Below are 19,969 nucleotides of genomic sequence, written 5' to 3'. Positions count from 1 at the left end.
CGGCACCGGCACCTACCCTTCAGAGGTCAAAACTGATGAATGATCGGCCGAATGACGTGAGATGTCGCTGATCCTGACAGGCTTTCTGGGCAGCCTCGCGGCTGGCGCGGCAACAGGGGTTGGAGCGCTCCCGATCCTGAAGCTCGGCATGCCGGATGAGCGCCGCCAATCGATCCTCCTTGGCTTTGCTGCGGGCGTCATGCTGGCAGCCTCTTTCTTCTCGCTGATCCTTCCCGGCATTGCGCAAGGCCAGGCAAGCGGCATGTCGCCTGTCTTGTCCTTTGGCGTCGTCGGCGCGGCCGTGCTCCTTGGCGGCGTAACGCTGGCCCTGACCAATGTCCTCATGCCGCCGCTCGATCGCTTTGGCCTTGGTCCGGAAGGCATTGCCGCGACCCGCTTCAGGCGCATCTGGCTGTTCGTCGCCGCCATCACCCTCCACAATTTTCCGGAAGGCATGGCCGTCGGCGTAAGTTTCGGTGGCGGGGATTTTTCCGCCGGGCTGACGACGGCGATCGGCATCGGCCTTCAGAATATGCCTGAAGGGCTCGCCGTCGCGGGCGCGGTGGCGAGTCTAGGCTATTCACGCCGGGCGGCGTTTGGGACGGCATTGTTGTCCGGTCTCGTTGAGCCGGTAGCGGGATTGATGGGCGCCGCCCTGGTTTCGCTGGCGCTATCATTGCTGCCCTGGGGCCTTGGGTTTGCGGCGGGTGCGATGATTTACATCGTCGTTTCGGAAATCATTCCAGACGTGCGCCGGGAGGTGGCGGTCCGCAAGCCCGCCATGGCGAGCTTGATGACCGGCCTCGTAATCATGATGGCGCTCGATCTTTCCCTGACCTGATTACTGCGCAGCTGTCGCAGAATTGCCGGTCTGCTCCGGCGCATTCGGCTCCATCAGGGTCGTGGAGATCATCTGCCCGCGATCGCTGGTTGACTTGACGGTCTTGCCGGGCGTCAGCGGGCCGCCATAAGGCCAGCATTCGCGCGGTTGCCCCGGCCAATCGAAGCAAAGCTGCCCATTGGTGACGGACCACCGGCCGGTTTTATCAAGGCCGGCCGAGTCGGTCATCCGCGCCGTGCCATCCATATTATGAACCACGTCGATCACGCGGCCATCCGCCAGCGTCACGCGCGCGGTTCGACCCGACAGGCCCTGAACGATTTCCGGGTCGCTCGGTCCTTGCGCCGAAACATCGGTCGCCTGGTTGGTCGTGTTAACCTCAGCCGCATTGCTCGCGCTTTGGCGCTCGCATCCGGCAAGAGCGATTAAAGCGAGGGCTGAAGCTGCAATAAGTGCCTTGTTCGACATGACGCTCCTCCTGACACTTGCCATATGGCTGCGTTCGATGATTATGGTCCAAAAAGGTTCGCGGCGCCAGATCGTCTTACGCAACCGTCCCTCAAAGGGACTATTCCAGTGGCGAACGGCGTGCGCCGAAAAAGACTGGCCGGCCTTGCGAAATCGCAACGCGCCCCTTCCGCCCATCGGTGACAACATTTCCCAGTAAAAACAGGGAGGAAGAGATGAGTGTGGTCGACGCCCCCGGCTTTATCCTCGCGGCCCCCATTCAGGTTTCACGCCGCCGGTCAGCCACCATCTGCGTGAGCGGAGGTGCGGGATTTCTCGGCTCCCACCTTTGTACCGCGCTTGTCGAGCGCGGCGACGATGTGATCGCTCTCGACAATTTTCACACCGGTCGACGTGCCAATGTGGAACATCTGATGGGCACCGGGCACTTCAGCCTTGTCGAGCACGATATCGTTCATCCCCTGCCGGGCGATCTTCCGGCATTCGACGAAATCTACAATCTCGCCTGCCCCGCTTCGCCGGTCCATTATCAGTCGGATCCGCTCAGCACGCTCGGCATCTGTTCGCTGGGAACCCGCAACATGCTGGAGCGGGCAGTGCATGACGGGGCGCGGATCTTTCATGCCTCCACGTCGGAAATTTATGGTGATCCGGACGTGCATCCCCAACCCGAAAGCTATTGGGGAAATGTGAACACGCTCGGGCCGCGATCCTGTTACGACGAGGGCAAGCGTTTTTCCGAAACGCTGATCTACGAATATGCGCGCCGCTATGACGTCTCCACGCGAATGGCGCGCATCTTCAACACATACGGTCCCCGGATGCAGCCCGATGATGGCCGGGTCGTGTCCAACTTCGTCATTCAGGCGCTGAAGGGCGAAGATATCACCGTATATGGCGACGGGCTCCAGACGCGCTCCTTCTGTTATGTCGATGATCTGATTGCGGGCATCATCGGGCTGATGGAATCCGATGACCCGATCGAGGGGGCGGTTAATATCGGCAATCCGGTTGAGGTAACGGTCCTCGATCTTGCCCGGATCGTCATCGACATGACCCATTCGTCGTCCCGCATCGTGCATCGCGCGTTGCCGCAGGACGATCCGCGCCGGCGCAGGCCCGATATCGGACGTGCCCACAACATGCTCGGCTGGGCGCCGACCATCGCCCTGTGCGTCGGGCTTCAGCACACGATCGAATATTTCGCGCGTGAAATCGCGAGCGGAGATCTGGAACGCGGCATGGCGGAGCGCGGCTTCATCGCCGCCTGATCGTCCGGAGGGAAGGAGAGGGCGATGGGCGTAAATTTCGACAGCGGGACCATCCTCGTCGCCATGTTCGTTTGCGTCCAACTTCTTTATTTTGGCAGCTTTCTAGTCGATTTCTATCTCTTCTCCCGGCCCGTAAACTGGGTTGAGGTCGAAAATGCCGACCTGCTTTCCGAGGCGGAATTTCCCTACATCGTCCTGTTCTATCCCGTTCTTCGCGAACTCGAAGAAACGATGCGGACGACATTCACGTCGCTGACCGACATGGATTATCCCGCCGCGCGCTACCGGGTCGTTGCTATTCCCAACGCTGATGATCAAGAGACTGTCGCCAGCCTTCGGCGCCTGGCCAGCGAGTTTGATTTTCTTGAGGTCATGCCGGTTCCGGCGACCACGGACCCTAGTTGGGACAATGTCTGGCAAAGCTGGGACGCCAATAGCCATGCTTATTGGTGGCATCATGGCCCGCGTGCCTATGCCCGAAACTTGCCGCCGAAGAAAACCCGGCAGCTCGTCTACGCCTTCTACCGGATGGTTGATGAGCATGAGGAGATGGGCGACTTCCTCGTCAACTATATCGATGCCGATTCAGCGCCGCCCAAGGACCATTTCAAGGCGGCGGCGGCGGGTATGCTCCGCTACGACGTGCTTCAGGCGACCAATGTCGCGGGCAATCTCAACGACACCATGGCGTCGACCTGGCACAGTTTCGACCACATGGTCTGGGACGGCCGCAAATATCCGCATCTGTCCGCCAATGGCCGCCATCCCTATTGGGTTCTTGGCAAAGGCTTGTTCTTCCGCGCCTCAGATCTCGTCGAGCTGGGCGGCTTCCATCCGTGGATTACGATCGAGGATCCGGAAGTCGGTATGAGGATGTGGAAGCATGGCCGACGCCTGGGGGTCATCGCCAACCCCCTGATCGAGGAAGTGCCCAATACGATCTATCACGGCATTACCCAGCGCAAGCGGTGGGTTGCGGGTTTCTTTCAGAGCCTGGACGTGCCGCTGCGCGAAATGGGCTTCACCTTTGGCGAGCGGGTGAAAGCGTGGATGAACTTTCTGCCCTGTATGTCGCTGTGGCTCAACGCTGTGGGTCTTCCGATCGGCATCTGGGCGATCGCCGATTATATGCAGGGCGGCAATATCCTGCCCGCCTGGGCGGTGGGGCTCTCCCTCTTTAATCTCGCGCTGTTCATCGGATCGCTCGCCTTCATCTACTGGAGTACATGGCGCCGCACGGCCTTCGTCCTGAAGCGGCGCCGCGACCGGATCTGGTACATGATCCGGATCAATCCGCTGTCGATCATGGTCTTCTGGCTGATCTGGCTCATCCCCCTGTGGATCGGCTGGCGCATGTATCGGAAGGACGGCGGGCTGGTGTGGGAGCGCACCGTCAAGATCAACGCGAATGAGGAACTGGTTCGCGAAGTCCACGGCCAAGGCATCGAGCCGCCTACAGCGCCGATTTTCACCCGGGAAAAAGCAGGAGTGATCGCATGACAGGGCATGTTCTCATCACCGGCGGCGCCGGGTTTATCGGCTCCCACCTCACCGACATGATGCTGGAGCGCGGCTTTGAAGTGACGGTGCTCGATTGCCTGTCGCCTCAAGTGCATGGCGATGCGGAAATGGATGTGGATGGCTGGCCCGTCTACCTTAACCCCGGTGCACACCGGATCCGCGGTGACATATTGGACGATGGCGTGTTTGAAGGAGCGCTATCGGGAGTGACCCATCTTTGCCACCTAGCCGCTTCCGTCGGCGTCGGTCAGAGTATGACGAATATCGTCGATTACACCCGCAACAATGTGATGGGCGCGGCCGTGGTGCTCGAAACCCTGTCGCGCGTGCCACATACGGTGCAGCGGATCGCGGTGGCCTCTTCCATGTCGAGCTATGGGGAAGGCGAGTATCGCCGCATTGACGGATCCGCGGTCGCGCCCCCGACGCGCGGCCACGATCAGCTGGCCCGGCGCGATTGGGAGTTGGAGCTGGAAGGCGAAAGCCTGGCTCCAGTCCCGACCAGCGAGGATAAGCCGCTACAGCCCACCTCAATCTATGCGATCAACAAACGCGATCATGAGGAGATGTTTCTCTCGGTCGGTCGCGCGCTGGGTATCCCGACAATCGCGCTCCGCCTATTTAATGTCTATGGATCGCGGCAGGCGCTTTCCAATCCCTATACGGGTGTCGCCGCCATCTTCATTTCCCGTCTTATTAACGACCAGCCGCCTTTGGTGTTCGAGGATGGAGAACAGCGGCGCGACTTTGTCCACGTTCACGATGTCGCCAACGCTTTCGCGACCGTGCTGGAAAGCGATCTGCGGATTTGGGACGCCTTCAACGTTGGCAGCGGCCAGGCCGTGTCGGTCAACGAGATGGCCTTCACGCTCGCCCATCTCCTCCACAAGAATATCGCGCCGCGCATTTTGGAGCAGTATCGCGTCGGCGACATCCGCCACTGCTTCGCCGATATCGGCAAGATCGAGCGCGTATTCGGCATCCGGCCGGAGCGGAGTTTCGAGGACGGCATGGCCGAGCTGATCGACTGGGTCCGCGTTGCCAGGAAACCCACGGACCGCAGCGAGGCCTGCCTTCAGGAGCTTTCCGTCAGCAAGCTCGTCGTCTGATCAGGCCTGCAGGAAGGCTTCGCGCATGGCGTAATACATGTCCTTGCGTTCAAGCTTCGCGTCATAGGGAAGCCCGCGATTGATCTTGTGAGCCTTGTGGACGGGCGGCAATCCCTTGGACTGATCTTCCAGCCAGCTGTGCCGGTCGCTAAGGCCCCAAGTGACGACGCCGGTCACCGCAGGCTCGTCCAGCGCCACTTCCAGGAACGACCGCGCTTCCGCCGCCACGCGTTTGTCGCGAAGGGGAAGGGGCGCGCCCTTGTCATGTTCCTTCACATCAAGCTCGGTAATGACGACGTCGATGTCGAAGGCGCGCAGCTCTTTCAGGAAATTGCGCACCACCTGCGGCTTGAACGGACCCTTCGACAGATCGAGGTGAGCCTGAACGCCGACGCCATCCAGCGGCACATTGTCCTTCTTCAGCCGCTCGATCAGCTTCAGGAAATAGGTTCGCCGGTCCTCTTCGACGGGATTGTCATAGTCGAAGCCATATTCGTTGATGAACAGCTTTGCCTTGCGGTCGTAGCGCCGCGCCTCATGCATTGCCCGTTCGATATAAGATGGCCCAAACGCCTTATAGAATATGGTCGTGCGCAGGCCGTTGACGCCGCGCTCGCTATCGATCGGCTCGTTCACCACGTCCCATTCGTGAACGCGCCCTTCATAGCGCGGCAGTACTTCCTTGAAGAAAGCGTCGACGAGGCTCCAATCCTTCGTCCGCTTCAGTTCCTTGATCGCCCAGCGCGGCGTGGTCTGCTCCCAGAGCAGGCTGTGACCGCGCACATGGAGACTGTGCTGCTCAGCGAGCGCGACCAGGCTGTCGGCATGTTCGAACCAGGGGCTGTTGCGATGGTAACGGAAACTGTTCCAGTTGAAGTGGATTTCCGGCGTCAGCGACGAACATTCGTGCAGTACCGCATCCTTCAGGTCGGGATCGGCATCCAGCTGATCCATGCGGATGGCTGCGCCGAAAAACCGCCCCCTGCGCCGGGCCGCCTCCGCGAGGGAGGGCGCCGGATCGTTCTTGAATGACGCCGCCATTGCACCCTGAAACGCCTGGCTGCCAGCCAAGGGGCCAGCGCCCATCGCGGCAAGAAAATGCCTGCGCGAAATCTGGAAAGACACGTCCCGCCCGCCTCTGCTCGCGCGGCGGGTTGTATGGCGCTGGCACAGTCATGCCCGCTCCATGCGCCCCGCCGCGCCCCTTCTGCCCGCGATGGCTTTAGGCGAAGATTTTACGGCGGTGCAAGTGTTAACGCGCGCTCAGATGGGGATAAGTTCCTGGAAACGGATAAAATTATCGTGGCCTGTTATCCGCATTCGTTATTGCGGTATTTTCGTGAGCCCTGTCGCAGGTCGGCCTGGCGGATTGCTCTGCGTGTTTTCCACCATGGCTGGATGCGCTCTGATCGGCGATACTTGCGCAGATAAAGCCGCCTTTTGACGGGAGGGGAAAGGCCAGAACGAAAAGGGGTTGATCATGCAGATGCGCGCCGCACTCAAGGCTCTTTCCGTCCTTGGCCTGGCCACCCTGCCAGCCGCGTTGCAAGCCCAAGCCTTTGTCCAGGACCAAGGGGAGGGGCGGGTCATCATAACCGGCCTTTATTCGAACAGCGACAAGGCGTTCGACGACAATGGCAACGTCTACGACATCAACAATTACCGTCAGGCCCAGGTTTATTTCAATTTCGAATATGGCGCCACGGACGACCTGACGCTGCTTCTCACACCGAGTCTCCGCGACATCAACATCAAGAACGAGCCGCAGCGCAATGAGACTGGATTTCAGTTCGTCGATCTCGGCGCCCGCTACCGGATCGCCGAAATCGGCAGCACGCACATCTCGCTACAAGGGAAAGTGCGCATCCCCATCGACCCCTTCCGCGACACGCTCGGCCAGGTGAGCAGCGAAGGCATGGAATTCGATCTGCGCGCCCAGGTCGGCCATGGCTTTGGAATAAGCGGGCACGACGCCTTCGTCATCGGCGATGCGGGCTATACGTTTCGTGGCGATGATCCGCCGAACGAATTTCACGCGGACATCATCTTTGGCTTCCGTCCCACCCCGCGGACGCTGCTCATGGCCAATTTGTACAATACATTTTCCGACGGTCCGGGCGACGATGAATTCCGCAGCTACCGCTACCACAATCTGTTTTTGAGCGGCGTCTACGACATCAACGATACCGTCTCCCTGCATCTCGGCGGCTTGATGACGCTGGACGGCAAAAACGCGCTACGCGAACGCGGATTGCTCCTCGGCGCCTGGATCCATTTCTGAACTGAGAAGGTGGTGGCCGCATCACTGCTCGAATCTGGCATCAGCGGCTAAGGTGCACTTCTAATCGGCTTTGGGCGGGAATGCTGCCAAGGCAGTCAAAGCTTCAGCCGCGCCGCCGACATCCAACGCCTGCACGGTTCTGGCGGCTATCGGCGCAATAGCGCCGCCATATTCGTCGATTGACGCATTACCCAGCGCGACCCTGGCTGCATCCAGATCGCCATCCTCCAGGAATATGCGCGCGGCCTCTATCCGCAAGGCGCCATTGGTCGGATTGAGTGAATAGGCATGGAGCAACGCCTGACGCGCCGATGGCGTAGGCTCCTGGCTCGCCGCGCGGAACGATTCGTAGAAGAGTTGTAACGGGAAAAAATAAAGCGGATCTGCCTCATTTGCCGCCATGAACCAGCTGCGCGCGGCGGCCCAGGTGGACGGATCACTGGCCTCCCTGACGGCCAGCGCAGCGAGTGCACGGCCCTTGACGATCATCGCATCGACCGATCGCGGATCCGCCGAAAGTGCACGATCGGCTGAGGCCGAAGACAGTGCGAAGTCGCCTCCATCATAGGCCGCTTGGGCCAGGACATTCTGTACGGCCGCATCGTTGACGAATGGCGCAGCAAACGCGCGGGCCTGTATCAAGACGTCACGCGGTCTTGCGGTGCTGCTCCTGCTGCGAAGCCGCATAACCACGGGTATCATTGCGGCCTCGCCGGTAGTCAGTGCACGTGTGGTGACCGGGTCGATCGGCACCTCGTCAACGCTCAATACGGCTGAGGGCCAAGTCGGGCGTTTGCCGTAAGCATCGAGCTTTTTGTCGAGCCAGGCATCTACGCCCAAGATCGCCGCTGCCTCTTGCGTCGGCTTTCCGGACCGGATCGCCGCAACATAGGCGTTCAACAGGTTCGATCGATCAGTGTCGAATGTGAGATAGTTGATCAACAGCCAGGCGCGGCCGATGAAGACGTGCATTTGCTTGGCATCGGTGAAATCGGGGCCGGTGCTGACGAGCCGCTCGACCGGAAAAACATCTGCCTGATCGATGCCGTCCCAGCGATATTCGGGAAGGCCACCTAGAACAACACTGCCATCGGAGCGGACTTTGGTCGTAGCGAAAAATTCCGCAAACCCTTCGCTCAGCCATGGCGGCAGCTGGACGTCCCGCCAGCTGCCAAGCAGGACACGGTGGGTGTAAGCATGCTGCAGCACTTCTAGCGGCGAAGGAGTCCGGCGGCCGTGATCATTTGGGCTGCGCTGCGGGAAAAACGCCCAAGCTCCTGCTTGCGATTGCGGCTGATAGATGTCGGCGCCCTTCATGCCGGTGATCCGCTCGACATCGTCGGTCGACCGCACAATAAAGATCATCAGTCGACCGGACGGACCAATGGCCGGATCAGGTAGATTGAGGGCGACGCGCACCGCCTTGTCGAAACGTTCTAGTCGCGTGGCAAAAGCGGTCAATTCTGCCGGGTGATCGTCCGAATAGACAATGAAGTGCTTGGACTGCGCAACGTGCCACCCGGCCTGCGCCGGCGCCGGCATCAGGGCAAGGCAGACGGCGGCGGGCAGGAGGTTGCGGATCACGGGTTACCAGACCCGGATACGGTCGCCGGGAGGGAGGAAAAGCGGGGCGCCAGCTTTGACGTCGAACGCCTTTACCCAGGGATCTATGTTGCGCACCAAGCCGCTGCGGCAAGAGGGCGGGGCGTGATTGTCGGTCTCGACCTGCGTGCGCAATGACGCGTCCGTCTGTAGCCGCCGCCAGCGTTGCGCGAAGGCGGCGAAAAAGCGCTGATCGCCGGTCAGGCCGTTCTTGACGCTGTCGGGTTTGCTTTGCAGCGACAGGCGGTAGGCATCGTAGGCGACTGCCAACCCTGCGATATCGGCGGTGCTTTCGCCGAGGATCTTGCTAGCGCGCGCATAGAGCCCCGGTGCCGCGGCACAGGCGGCGAGCTGGCTCGCAAGCAGTGCCGACGCCGCCTTGTACCTTGCAAAGTCGCCCTCGCTCCACCAATGCCCAAGCCGCCCTTGCGCGTCGTAGATATTGCCGACCTCATCGAAGCTGTGGCTGACTTCGTGCGCCAGTCCGGCGCCCGCCGAACCGTAATTGGCCGCAGTATCGCCGTCCGCGTCGAAATAGGGAGGCTGCAACAATCCGGCCGTAAACTGCATGCTATTCGGGCTGAGGTTCAGGACCGCGCTCACCTTATGCGGATGGAGGTATCGGGGCCATTCATTGGCATCGACCGCGCTGCGAAGCTTCGCGATCTCACGGGCATAGGCGAAGGCTTCGGCGCGCTTGAGATTGCCGAAGGCATCGCCGCGTATCACGGCGAGCGGCGAGTAATCGACCCAGGCCGAAGGGTAACCAAGTCCGACCTTCAGCGCATCCAGCTTGGCGAGCGCCTTGGACTTCGTTTCCGACGCCATCCAGGTGGAGTTGGCCAACCGCGTGCGGAACGCCGCACGAATATTGTCTACCATGGTCTCCGCAGCCGCCTTTGCGCGCGGCGGGAAGTAGCGATCGACATAAAGCTGTCCAATCGCGTCGCCGAACACGGCTTCGGTCGCGTTAAAGGCATCGGGCGCCGCACCACCGGCCGCCCGCGGTAAGACTGCGGCATAGTGGTCGATCAAGTGGAAGGCGAGATAGTCCTTCCACACGTCGAGCGGTTGCGTCGCCACCAATCTGGCGCTGCCGGTTACCGCGCTCGGCTGCCAAACGACGAAGCTCGGCGCGGCGTCGAGCCCCGCCGCGTCGAAATAGACATCCCAGTCGAGACCTGGGGCTCGTGCGGCGAAATCGGAGCGCTGCCACTCATTGTCGATCTTGAAAACATCGTCGGTATGCGACCGTGGCGCGTGCGTTCCGGCGATAGCGATTTCGAGGTTGAGAATTCCGCCGGCGCGATCTTCCGGCCGGTCGAACCCGGCCAGTTTGAGGGCGCTGGCGATCCGCGCGCGATACGCCGCGCGCTTGGTCACGGCGTCAGCCGACGCGTCGAGATACGCGTCACGGTCGCCGAGACCAAGGCCGCCCTGCACCAAATGCGCAGCATAACGATCGGGATCTTGGTAGCCTTGGTGGATCCAAACGCCGAACACGCTTTGGGTCTGCTGGTTGTAGCCGTCGTCGAGGCTCACAGTGCGGCCGAGCCAGCTTGCGAGCGCGCGTCGATCGGCAATCGCGGCCACCTCTGCCAGGTCTGCGGCAATCGGCGTCAATCCTTTGGCTTCGATTGCGGCGCTGTCCGTCAAGGTCAGGTAATAATCGGCAATCTTCTGATCGGTTGGGGTGACCGGGTTGGTGATTCTTTCCGAGACGAGCGCGCGCACGCGGCGCACATTCTCGGCACGCAACTGCGCCGTCGTGTCGATGCGTGACGCACCCTCGGGCAGCTGCGTCGCGCTGAGCCATGCATTGTTGGCATAACGATAGAAATCCTCGCCCGGCCGGATCGAGGGATCGACCGCTTCGGTTTGAACGGGCGGTATGCTCGCCGACGCGATGCCAGTGGCGGCAAGGCAGGTCGTGGCCAGGAGCAATCCGGCTCGTGGCGCGCGGGTCTTAAGCATGGGCAACCTTTCTATCGGTGGAATTGGTAAGGGCGGCGATCAGCCATTCGCTGGAAACGATGTCGGCGAACTCGGCCTGCAGATCGCTGAGCGCAGCATCATGGACCTCGGCGGCGGGGCGGACCCGGCCATCAAGATTGGCACGGTCGAATGTCGCGGTGGCGTCTGCCGCAAGGAATGTCTTGAAGCCGAGATTGCCCGCCATCCGGGCGGTGGTCGATATGCAATGGTTGGTGGTCAGGCCGACGATCGCCAGCGTATCCACGCTTTGTCTCCGCAAATCCGCTTCCAGGCTGGTGCCGATGAACGCGCTGTTGACCGTCTTTCGGTACAACCGCTCGTCATCCCGCGGTTGTGTCTCGGGCTTCGGCGCATTGCCCGGCGTACCGGGGCGTAACAGCCCCGTGGGATGCGGCGAATCATGATGGACGTGGATCACCGGCGCGCCGACGTCCCGCCAAGCTGCGATCAGGGCTGCGACCTTGGTCTCCGCGTCGGGGTTGTTGCGAGGCCCCCAAGCGGGGTGGTCGAACCCGATCTGCATGTCGACTACTAGTAAGGCGGTGTTGGGCGACAAATCGGTCAAGCGTTACTCCTCGTCTTCAAAACGAATGAGCGATTGGCGTGGCGTACCAAAATGGCGATAAGGTCATCGGAAATACCGATGGGACGCGCATGATCAGAGACCTCGAAGTCCGGCACTGCCGCGCGCTTGTCGCAGTGCACGAAGGCGGCGGTATCGGTGCCGCGGCGCGTGCGCTCGGCGTTGCGCAATCGACAGTGTCCGAGACCCTGTCGTCGCTCGAACGGTTGGTCGGCGTGCCGATGACGCTGCGCCGCGCGGGGCGCGAGGCCGTGCTGAGCGCCGGGGGCGAGGCGATGTTGCCGCACGCCAGATCGCTGATTGCGGCGTCGGAAGCCGCGCTCGCGGTCGGTAAGCAACCGGGGCAAGCGACGATCAAATTGGGGACCGTGGAATCGATCAGTTCCTACTTGCTGCCGGGGCCGCTGGGCGCCTTCCGCCGGCACTGGCCCGGGGCCGATGTCCGGATCGCGATCGGGCTATGCGAGGACTTGAGGAAACGCGTCACTGACGGCGATCTCGACGCTGCACTCACCATCGAGGGCGCGAGCAGTGACGACGACAACGACTTGGCGCTGGTCGCATTGCGATTGGTCGTGGCCCCGCATCATGCCTTGGCGAGCAAGGTGGTGGCCCCGCGCGATTTGGCGGGAAGGACGGCCCTCCTTTCCGATGCGGAGGGTGCGTTCAACAAACTAGTCTATGCGTGGCTAGGCGATACGGCTCATCCGCCTCGCCTGGAATCGGCGGGCAGTGTCGAGGGTGTGAAGCGCGGCGTGCTGGCAGGCGCCGCTATCGGGGTTTTGCCCAACTATGCCGTCGCGGATGAGCTGTCGGCTGGAACCCTGATCGCGCTGCGATCGGCCGTTCCCTTACCGTGCGTTGCGTTACGGCTGACGACGCTTCGGCCGCTACCGCAGGGGTCGCCGCTCGCTAGCCTGATCGAGCATGTGCGTAAAACACTTCCCGCAGATTAAGGAGCTGCTGCGAGATATTCTCCGTATCAGCCCCACAGAATGTGGCCTTCGTCCAGGGCTGTCTGAAATCAATGATTAAGAGTTTGTGTGGTAAAATCACCGAAAAATGGTGGACGCACTAGGGCTCGAACCTAGGACCCGCTGATTAAGAGTTTGAATTAGTCGGTGTTAGTGAAGGTTAGAGTATGTGCTCGTAAGTAGTTCTGTGATTGAAAATACTCGCGAAAGATGCGGGAGACATCAGGCGTAGGTGATCGTAGGGATGTGCAGTCTACTTACGGGCAACTTACGGGACACTTCTTCATGCCGCAGCTCAAGCTCACGAAGACTAACATTGATCGGGTCGCCAAGGCCGGGGGCAAAGGCGACGTGCTTTACTGGGACAGGGATGCCAAAGGCTTCGGCCTTCGGGTGACCCCAACCGGCTTGGCCAAGTTCATCGCGCAGGGGCGCGTGCGTGGCACCAACACCGATGTTCGGGTCACCATTGGCAGCTACGGCGCGTGGACGGTGGACGAGGCGCGTCGCAAGGCCGACGAGTACCGGCACCAGTTCGAGCGCGGCATCGACCCGCGGGAGGTCGCTCGCGAGCAAAAGGCCATGCAGGTCACGCTACAGGAAGTGCTCGAAGCCTATGTGGGGCGGCCGGGTAAACTCAAGCCGAACACCGCGGCGGAGTACAGGCGTCACGTCGAGCAGGTGTTCGCGACCTGGGTCAACAAGCCCATCGCCAGCATCACTCGCGAGATGGTCAAGGATCGCCACGAGGAGATCATGACCGGCGGGTTAGATGGGAAGAAGGCGGCACCCGCTAGCGCAAACTCCGCAATGGTCACCCTCCGTATTCTCTTCAATTTTGCCGTCGACGAGTACCGGCGTCCGGACGGCACCCCCGTGATCGCGCACAACCCGGTCGGTGCGCTTAAACACCACTGGGCAAAGCTGGGTAGCCGCACCGAGCGCTACATCGACAAAGGTAAGGTGGGAGCGGTCTGGAACAAGCTAAACGAAGCACGCCAAAACCCGAAGAACCGGGACGCGCTGGCCGGCATCGACCTCACGATCTTCCTGCTGCTGACTGGCGCGCGCCGGGACGAGGGCGCAGCGCTGACCTGGAAGCGCGTGCACCTTACCGACGATCTGGCGGAATGCTCATGGCATCTGGACGAGCGCAAGCGCGGGGAGCCAATCACTCTGCCGCTTTCATCACAGGCCGTCGCACTTCTTCGCGCGCGCAAAGCCGCAGCGGACAAGCTAGCGGCGGATACAGATACAAATCCCAGCCCATACGTCTTCCCGAGCTGGTCAAAGGCGGGGCGGATCATGGATGCCCGCAGTGCCATGGAGACCGTCAGCAAGGTTGCGGGCAAGCACCTCAGCCTCCATGATCTTCGCCGCACCTTCACCAACATCGCCATGCGGGAATGCCGGATCGAGAAGTTTCGCACGGATATGCTGACCGGTCACAAACCCGCGCAAGAGGACGTGACCGCTCGCAATTACCTTGATCTTACCAACCTCGGTTGGCTGCACCGGGAGGTACAGCAGATTGGCGACTGGATCGAGCAGCAGGGCAGGGTGGCCGCCGCACAAGCTTTCGGTGCCAACGTGGTGGCGCTGCGAGCATAACGGTATCAGGGTCGTCCAGCGCTGATCGGTCAGGCTCCCTTCCCAAGGGAAGGCGGCCTTCCTTAGTCCGCGACGTTCAAGGCCGGCCAGCTTTTCGCCCAAAGGGCATTTGACCTGCCTGCGGAGAATCCCAACAGCCGTCGTAGTTCAGGCGAAGGCCGGGCGTCCGCTAACGGGTCGAAAGCAGCCGCTCGAAATCGAGTTCGCCATGCCGCGGCTGAGCACCCTCATCGCCGCCGTCGCGCCGTGTCGCTCAGAGCGGTCCAAAATGGAGCAGATCCGGGACAGCCGGGCAGGCCCTGATCGACGCTTCGAAGTTGCCGACTGCCGCAAATCGAGGCTAGCCTCGTCCTCTTAACGGAGCAACGATATTGGCGACAGCGGCGAACCTGACTGACGACGAGCAAGCTGGTCGCGACTCCGCCGACCGTCTGGCGAACGACTGGGACAATCGGGGCTGGGTGCCGGCGTCGCCTTCGATCTCCTGGGCACGGGCGGCCGTCGTTCGCTTCGGCGAGATCATGGCGGAGCAGCGATCCATTTTCCGCGTGAGCATGAAGCGAGCGGATAGGGGGGCGAGCACCCTCAGCCCACGCCCGTTCCAGGGCATTCTTGAATGCCTCCAGAACGCCGACGATCTTGCCGCCAAGAGCCTGCGGGTCGCATACCGTGACGAAGGCCGACCGGAACTCCTCATTGTGCATGACGGAGAGTGCGTGACCTTCGCGAATGTGGGCGCGATGCTGCTGCCTTGGCTCTCGACAAAAGAGGAAGACGCCGACGCCGCCGGCCGCTTCGGCATAGGACAGAGAACACTAAATGCCCTAGGCGGACCGATTGCCCTGCACGCTTCGCCGTTCCACCTGGTGATGAGCGCGGATGGACCCCAACCATGCGAGCCGGAGCCCGACATCCCCGGAATCTACGACGGCGTGCGCCGCGACACGATGCTCGTCATCCCGTTGTCGTCAAAAGTCACGAGTCAGCGGATCGCGGACGCCGTCAGTGAACTCAGCGCGGAATCCCTAATCTTCCTCAAGAGCATTCGGGAATTACGCTACGACGACCTCGGTGATCCTGACCGCGGGCTCCGCTTCGCGGTTGACGTTCGGCATGTCGATACGGGGTCGATCAGCTTCTCCGGCACGACCGTGGACGTCACGATCGATGACGTGAGCGTGATCGAAGGCGGACGCGACGAAAGGCCCATCTTCCGCCGCTACAACACTCAGAGACCGGTTCCAGTGGGCGAGGAGCGCGCCAACAAGGATACAGGCGCAACAACGCCGCTCGGTGTTTGCGTACCCCTGGGTGGTGGAACACCCCGCGGCCTATACGATCGCATGCCGCTGCCCTCGGCGACTGGGTTGTCGATCGGACTGAATGCACAGTTCGATCCGGACGCAGCACGATCGACGCTGATACCGAACGATTGGAATTTGGCCCGTATGAAAGACCTCGGCCAGCTTGTCAGTTGGGCGGCGCTCAACGCGTTCGCGCGAGATATGCAGACGGGCTGGAACCACGTCCCCATCGCGAGCGAGGCAGGCACGAACGGCGGGTGGATGGACGAGACCATCCGCGAGCACGTCGTAGAAGCGAGCCGCACGCTGCTCCAGAGCAACCTGACCCTCCAAATTGGAGACGAAGAAGTCGATCTTGACGACCTGGCGTGCGAGGCGCCGGAGCTCGAGGCGATCCTTACCGAGCGGGACGTCGCCGCCCTCGCAGCCGACTCTGTTGCACTGCCTAGGAGCGCCCGAGACCCCGCTGGCCGTTGGCGGCAGGTTATCAACGAACTTGGCGGGCCGGAAAAGATCGACGTTTCTGATGCGCTCGAGATCATCGATGGCGACACGGCGCGAGGTGTCGAGTGGTATGTTGAGTTCGCCGCCGTTTTCGAGCGCGAGCACCTGATCGCGCAATTCCTCGCAAAGCCCGGCATTATGCTGGCAGATGGAACCACCACGATCGGGCCGAGCCCTAACGAGCCGTGGGTACTGGTGAAGGAGGCGTCGCCGACAGCACTCGCCCCACGTCTCGGGATTGCCCGCCGGATTCACCCGGCCTATCTTGATCCCGGAGCGCCGACCGCCCCCTTCGTAGCGACGCTCGAGAAGGCCGGGCTGCTGTTCGATAACCGCGACGAGCCTGCCGACGTGTTCGCGATCATCGGTCGCCGGTCGTGGGGTCAGCAGAATACGCCTCCGATCCGGCTCGCGGATGCCGACCTGACCGCGTTACGTGATGGCTGGTCCAACCTATCGCGCGAGCGCCGGCTGGAACTCGGTCCGCTGATGGGCCGCAGCGTAGCCATCAGATCAACCTGGATCGACAGCGCCGGCACCCGTCAACGCGGTTGGGACAGGCCCGCCGACCTCTATCTCCCGGTCGCGATCGATCGTGAGGTGGACAGCTTCGCGAAAGCTGCCGACCGCACCCCGGGTCTCAAGTGGGCGGACGGGGAATACGCGAAACTGCTGAAGCAGGCATCGGGACGTGCTGGCATAGGCGCACAGAAGCTGTTCTCCGCTTGGGGTGTATCACGCGAACCCAGACTCGTGAGACCACTGGACGAGGTGGCGCCATACGCGCGCGACAGGACGTTGGCATCGCCCGTCGACACGGCCATGCGGACCGCAGACCACATGCTGGCGATCCGGTCTGCTGGCAACTACACGCACCTGATCGACGACCATTGGTCGCCGGACGCCGACGCGGTCGCCGCCGACATAGCCCGGGCACCGCTCAAGAGCAGACGTAAGCGGGCGCTCGCGCTGCTCGCGGTCCTCAGCCGGGGTTGGGACAAGCGATACGCGGACCTCGCGACCGCCCATCCCGCTTGGGCATACAACGGCTTCTGGAATCGCGGCAACGAGGTACGAGCCACATGGCTCGCGCGCTTGGCCGACGTCCGGTGGATGCCGGACGCGGGCAATGGCTACCAACGCCCGTGCGACCTGCAACTCCAGACGCCGGGTAGTCCGCCTCGGCCCGCTGACCGTTCCACGACGATCGCGAAGCTTGATCCTCAAATATTGAGAAGCGGGGTGCTCACCGCTCTTGGGGTCAAGGCGGGTCCCAGCCAGCGCGACCTGATCGACCGCCTGCGTGCGCTGCGCTCGGTCCCGATGACCCCGGCGGTGGCCGAGGAGGTGCTCGCCGCCTACCAACTCCTTGCGGCCACCCTCCGCGACAGGAGCGATGCTGGTCCCGACGAACGAATGCATCCCGCGAAGTTGCGGAACGCGTTCCGCGCGAGCCCGAACGAGGCAGGCCTTCTGCTCGTCGATGGCGCCTGGCTCTCCCCGGAATCCGCGAGGCGCGGACCACCAGTGCTCGGCAAGCGGCGCCCGTTCGCTCCCCACGTCGAAGGTCTGGACCCGCTCTGGAAGGCGCTCGGCATACAACTACCATCACCGGCAGACGCAATTGCCGTGTTGAAGGAGATTGCGGGCGGCGAGCCTTCAAAGGCGGACCAGGGCGTTGCCATCCGCGCCTTGACACTAATTGCGGAAGCCATCGACACGATGACTCCCCAACTGCGCTCGACGCTGCGACGACTCCCGCTATGGACCGGGCGCGGATGGACCACGGCACGCCCCCTCTACGCTCTCGAGGGCGAAGCCCTCCTGCAGAGCGCCCCTTCCGAACTCCCCGTCTGGCGACCCGGGATCACATCCTTCTCTTCGATGGCTGCGCTCCTCGAACCCCTTGGCGTCGTGCGATTAACGCCGGCGGACTTTCGGGCCGCCTCCCTGCCGGCCTATGGGGTCGCCGAGGGCGACGCCCTGCGACCGACATTCGCCCGAGCGGTCGCGCTCCTACGCCAGGAACTCGTCAGGGCGGACCAGGCGCTCCTAGATAGCCTCACCGTTGACTGGGACGAACTCGCCGCTGCGCCAGTCCTGCTAGACCCCGAACTGTCGATAACCGCGCATCTGGCAACCGGCTCCCTGACCTTACACGCGCGCGCACACGTGGCCCGTGAACCGGTCTGCCTCGTCGTGCGGAGTGAAGAAGACGCGGGCACCGCAGATGGGGCGGGAGCAGCGATCTCGGCGTTGTTCGAGGGCGATCGTCAGAAGGCTGCGTGGGCGTGGGCGGCGATCTGGCCGCGCGCGAAGGCAGGCGAGCAGGCCGAAGGCGCAGTGCTCCCGAAGACCCGGGCAGAGCGGGGCAACGCTTCCGAACGACTATCACAACTCGCCCAACAAGCGGCGCAACGGGCTCGGTCGAAGAAGGAAGCCTCGAAGTCGGCGGCCAAGTCGGACGCGAAGACGCAGCCAGTGCAGGTGCGGAAGCTCAAGGATCCCGCCTCGCTGAGGCCGTCCGCGGGGGTTTTGGTGAACAAGGGGGCGTCGGCGACGGGCAATCCTGTCATCAACAAACGCCGGGCGAAACAGCAGCAACGCAACTTCAGGACGGGCCACGGTGGCGATGGAAACCAAGGATCACCCCGCACCGTACTTCCCCCGTCAAGTGACCGGGAGAAGGTCGCCATGGAAGCGGTGCGGAGCGCGCTAGCTCTGGACGTGGAGCAGTTCAACGACCTGCGCGCTGAGAGAGGGCTCGGCGTCGACGCGATTGACGAACTCCGCCAATGCTATGAGATCAAGATGTGTTCCGGTGCGGCACTGCCGACCGACGTTACGCTCACCGCCTCCGAGATCGAGGCCGCGCGGGACGACCCGGACTTCTTCCTCGCGATCGTGACGGGCCTCGAGGAAGGCGCCGGCAAGCTGAGGGTCCGCTTCATATTCGATCCACTTAGCCAACTGAACGTTCGAGTAAGGAGCGACCTCACGCTCACCGGGGTGGATAAAGCCGAGGCGCTTGAGTTCGAGTTCGATGTCGCAGGTGAGCCGGATTGAGCCGCCTGGCCGGAGGCATGATCGAGCCGAAACGTCATCGACTGCTGGTCAGTGAACGTTCGTTGCTGTCGGAGGGCGTTCGAATGAAATCACGCCCGCGTTAGTCGTTGCTAAGTTCGTGAGCGTGCGGGCCGCTGTCGGCCAAAATCTGTCGTTGAGTAAGGTGGGAGGTTGAGTGCCAATCAAAGCTGCTCTTGCACGCCGCAGTGACGCTTTTAGGTGTTGCACTTTGGCTACTATCGAAAACTGTCTGATTTTCTCGTTACAATTTCCCGTTGCTTGACGAACCTGTGCTTACGTAACGTACCGGCCTAGCCTGCTTGCGCGGGTGCACTCGTTTCAGCGTGGCCTAGGGGGACGTTGGGAAGCTTGGGGCTTCAGAGTGCGCGGAGCGTAAGCGATAGTAGCGGGCCATGGGGCAGCGGCTGGCGTCGGGAGGACCGACGAAGACCCCATTCGGACCGCTAACATGACCCTACTCAGCAGCGCCCAAGCCGCGTCATTGCTCGGCATCACGCCCAACACGCTAAAGTTCTGGCGGCACAAGGGCCGCGGACCTCGCTTCATCAAAAACAGCGACGCTCCGCAGGCGGGTGTCGCCTACGACGAGGCGGACGTTCGCGCGTTCATCGAGAGCCGCAAGTTCGGCAGTACGAGCGCCTACAGCCCAGCCGCTAAAGCCGCCGTCCGATCAACAGTCAGGCGGCCGTAGCCGGTAAGTCACTGGTTTCGCGGATGATCGAACGCGGCATGCCCACTTCAGAAGACGACCGGAAGAACCCCAACCGAAAAGCGGCGGTGACGCGCTAACGTCCCGCCGCCTGATCAGAGGCCTTTGA

At 62.2% G+C, this 19,969-nt stretch carries 14 protein-coding genes; 9 read left to right on the top strand and 5 right to left on the bottom strand.

Translation table 11 applies throughout. The annotated features are described in order from the left end of the window. Positions 1 to 61: 61 nt before the first annotated feature. Positions 62 to 841 (top strand): ZIP family metal transporter, encoded by a 780-nt coding sequence (locus tag C7I56_RS05830; RefSeq protein WP_106639519.1) that lies wholly within the window; start codon positions 62 to 64, stop codon positions 839 to 841. Here C7I56_RS05830 and C7I56_RS05825 read toward each other — a convergent pair whose 3' ends face one another. Further along, a complete protein-coding gene (locus tag C7I56_RS05825; protein WP_106639518.1) occupies positions 842 to 1,309 on the bottom strand; it encodes a hypothetical protein in 468 nt (155 codons plus the stop codon). A gap of 215 nt (positions 1,310 to 1,524) precedes the next feature. Between C7I56_RS05825 and C7I56_RS05820 the strand changes: the two genes are divergently transcribed. From C7I56_RS05820 to C7I56_RS05810, 3 genes are read left to right on the top strand one after another with little or no spacing between them, the layout of a single operon-like run. Further along, the gene (locus C7I56_RS05820) at positions 1,525 to 2,580 is read left to right on the top strand and encodes a UDP-glucuronic acid decarboxylase family protein (protein ID WP_106639517.1); all 1,056 of its coding nucleotides are present in this window, start codon (positions 1,525 to 1,527) and stop codon (positions 2,578 to 2,580) included. A gap of 24 nt (positions 2,581 to 2,604) precedes the next feature. Next, positions 2,605 to 4,080: a glycosyltransferase family 2 protein gene (locus C7I56_RS05815; protein WP_106639516.1), complete on the top strand. Its 1,476-nt coding sequence runs from the start codon at positions 2,605 to 2,607 to the stop codon at positions 4,078 to 4,080. Beyond that, positions 4,077 to 5,210 (top strand): NAD-dependent epimerase/dehydratase family protein, encoded by a 1,134-nt coding sequence (locus C7I56_RS05810; protein WP_106639515.1) that lies wholly within the window; start codon positions 4,077 to 4,079, stop codon positions 5,208 to 5,210. Before C7I56_RS05815 ends, C7I56_RS05810 begins: the two co-directional genes overlap by 4 nt. Here C7I56_RS05810 and C7I56_RS05805 read toward each other — a convergent pair whose 3' ends face one another. Next, positions 5,211 to 6,335: an endo-1,4-beta-xylanase gene (locus C7I56_RS05805; RefSeq protein ID WP_158703010.1), complete on the bottom strand. Its 1,125-nt coding sequence runs from the start codon at positions 6,333 to 6,335 to the stop codon at positions 5,211 to 5,213. Positions 6,336 to 6,690: 355 nt separating this feature from the next. Between C7I56_RS05805 and C7I56_RS05800 the strand changes: the two genes are divergently transcribed. After that, positions 6,691 to 7,491 (top strand): hypothetical protein, encoded by an 801-nt coding sequence (locus C7I56_RS05800; protein ID WP_158703009.1) that lies wholly within the window; start codon positions 6,691 to 6,693, stop codon positions 7,489 to 7,491. Between the two features lie 60 nt (positions 7,492 to 7,551). Here C7I56_RS05800 and C7I56_RS05795 read toward each other — a convergent pair whose 3' ends face one another. From C7I56_RS05795 to C7I56_RS05785, 3 genes are read right to left on the bottom strand one after another with little or no spacing between them, the layout of a single operon-like run. Then, positions 7,552 to 9,075, bottom strand: coding sequence for a hypothetical protein (locus C7I56_RS05795; RefSeq protein ID WP_106639512.1), 1,524 nt, complete (start codon positions 9,073 to 9,075; stop codon positions 7,552 to 7,554). Positions 9,076 to 9,078: 3 nt separating this feature from the next. Next, complete coding sequence (locus tag C7I56_RS05790; protein ID WP_106639511.1) at positions 9,079 to 11,067, bottom strand: M13 family metallopeptidase; 1,989 nt, start codon at positions 11,065 to 11,067, stop codon at positions 9,079 to 9,081. After that, positions 11,060 to 11,653, bottom strand: a complete 594-nt coding sequence (locus C7I56_RS05785; RefSeq protein ID WP_106639510.1) for a cysteine hydrolase family protein — start codon at positions 11,651 to 11,653, stop codon at positions 11,060 to 11,062. The genes C7I56_RS05790 and C7I56_RS05785 overlap by 8 nt, the downstream gene beginning before the upstream one ends. 89 nt (positions 11,654 to 11,742) lie before the next feature. Here C7I56_RS05785 and C7I56_RS05780 point away from each other — a divergent pair, with 89 nt between their 5' ends. From C7I56_RS05780 to C7I56_RS05765, 4 genes are all read left to right on the top strand, one after another. Beyond that, the gene (locus tag C7I56_RS05780) at positions 11,743 to 12,627 is read left to right on the top strand and encodes a LysR family transcriptional regulator (RefSeq protein WP_158703008.1); all 885 of its coding nucleotides are present in this window, start codon (positions 11,743 to 11,745) and stop codon (positions 12,625 to 12,627) included. A 303-nt stretch (positions 12,628 to 12,930) separates the two neighbouring features. Further along, entirely contained in the window at positions 12,931 to 14,256 is a 1,326-nt protein-coding gene (locus tag C7I56_RS05775; protein WP_106639671.1) for a tyrosine-type recombinase/integrase, read from the top strand. A 371-nt stretch (positions 14,257 to 14,627) separates the two neighbouring features. After that, complete coding sequence (locus tag C7I56_RS05770; RefSeq protein WP_106639508.1) at positions 14,628 to 19,130, top strand: sacsin N-terminal ATP-binding-like domain-containing protein; 4,503 nt, start codon at positions 14,628 to 14,630, stop codon at positions 19,128 to 19,130. Positions 19,131 to 19,599: 469 nt separating this feature from the next. Then, positions 19,600 to 19,842: a helix-turn-helix transcriptional regulator gene (locus tag C7I56_RS05765; RefSeq protein WP_106639507.1), complete on the top strand. Its 243-nt coding sequence runs from the start codon at positions 19,600 to 19,602 to the stop codon at positions 19,840 to 19,842. The last annotated feature ends 127 nt before the right edge of the window (positions 19,843 to 19,969 follow it).

This window comes from Allosphingosinicella vermicomposti, from assembly GCF_003012815.1.
Taxonomy (GTDB): Bacteria; Pseudomonadota; Alphaproteobacteria; order Sphingomonadales; family Sphingomonadaceae; genus Allosphingosinicella; species Allosphingosinicella vermicomposti.
The sequence above is the reverse complement of the archived record's forward strand: the minus strand, read 5'-3'. Positions and strand labels throughout refer to the sequence as shown.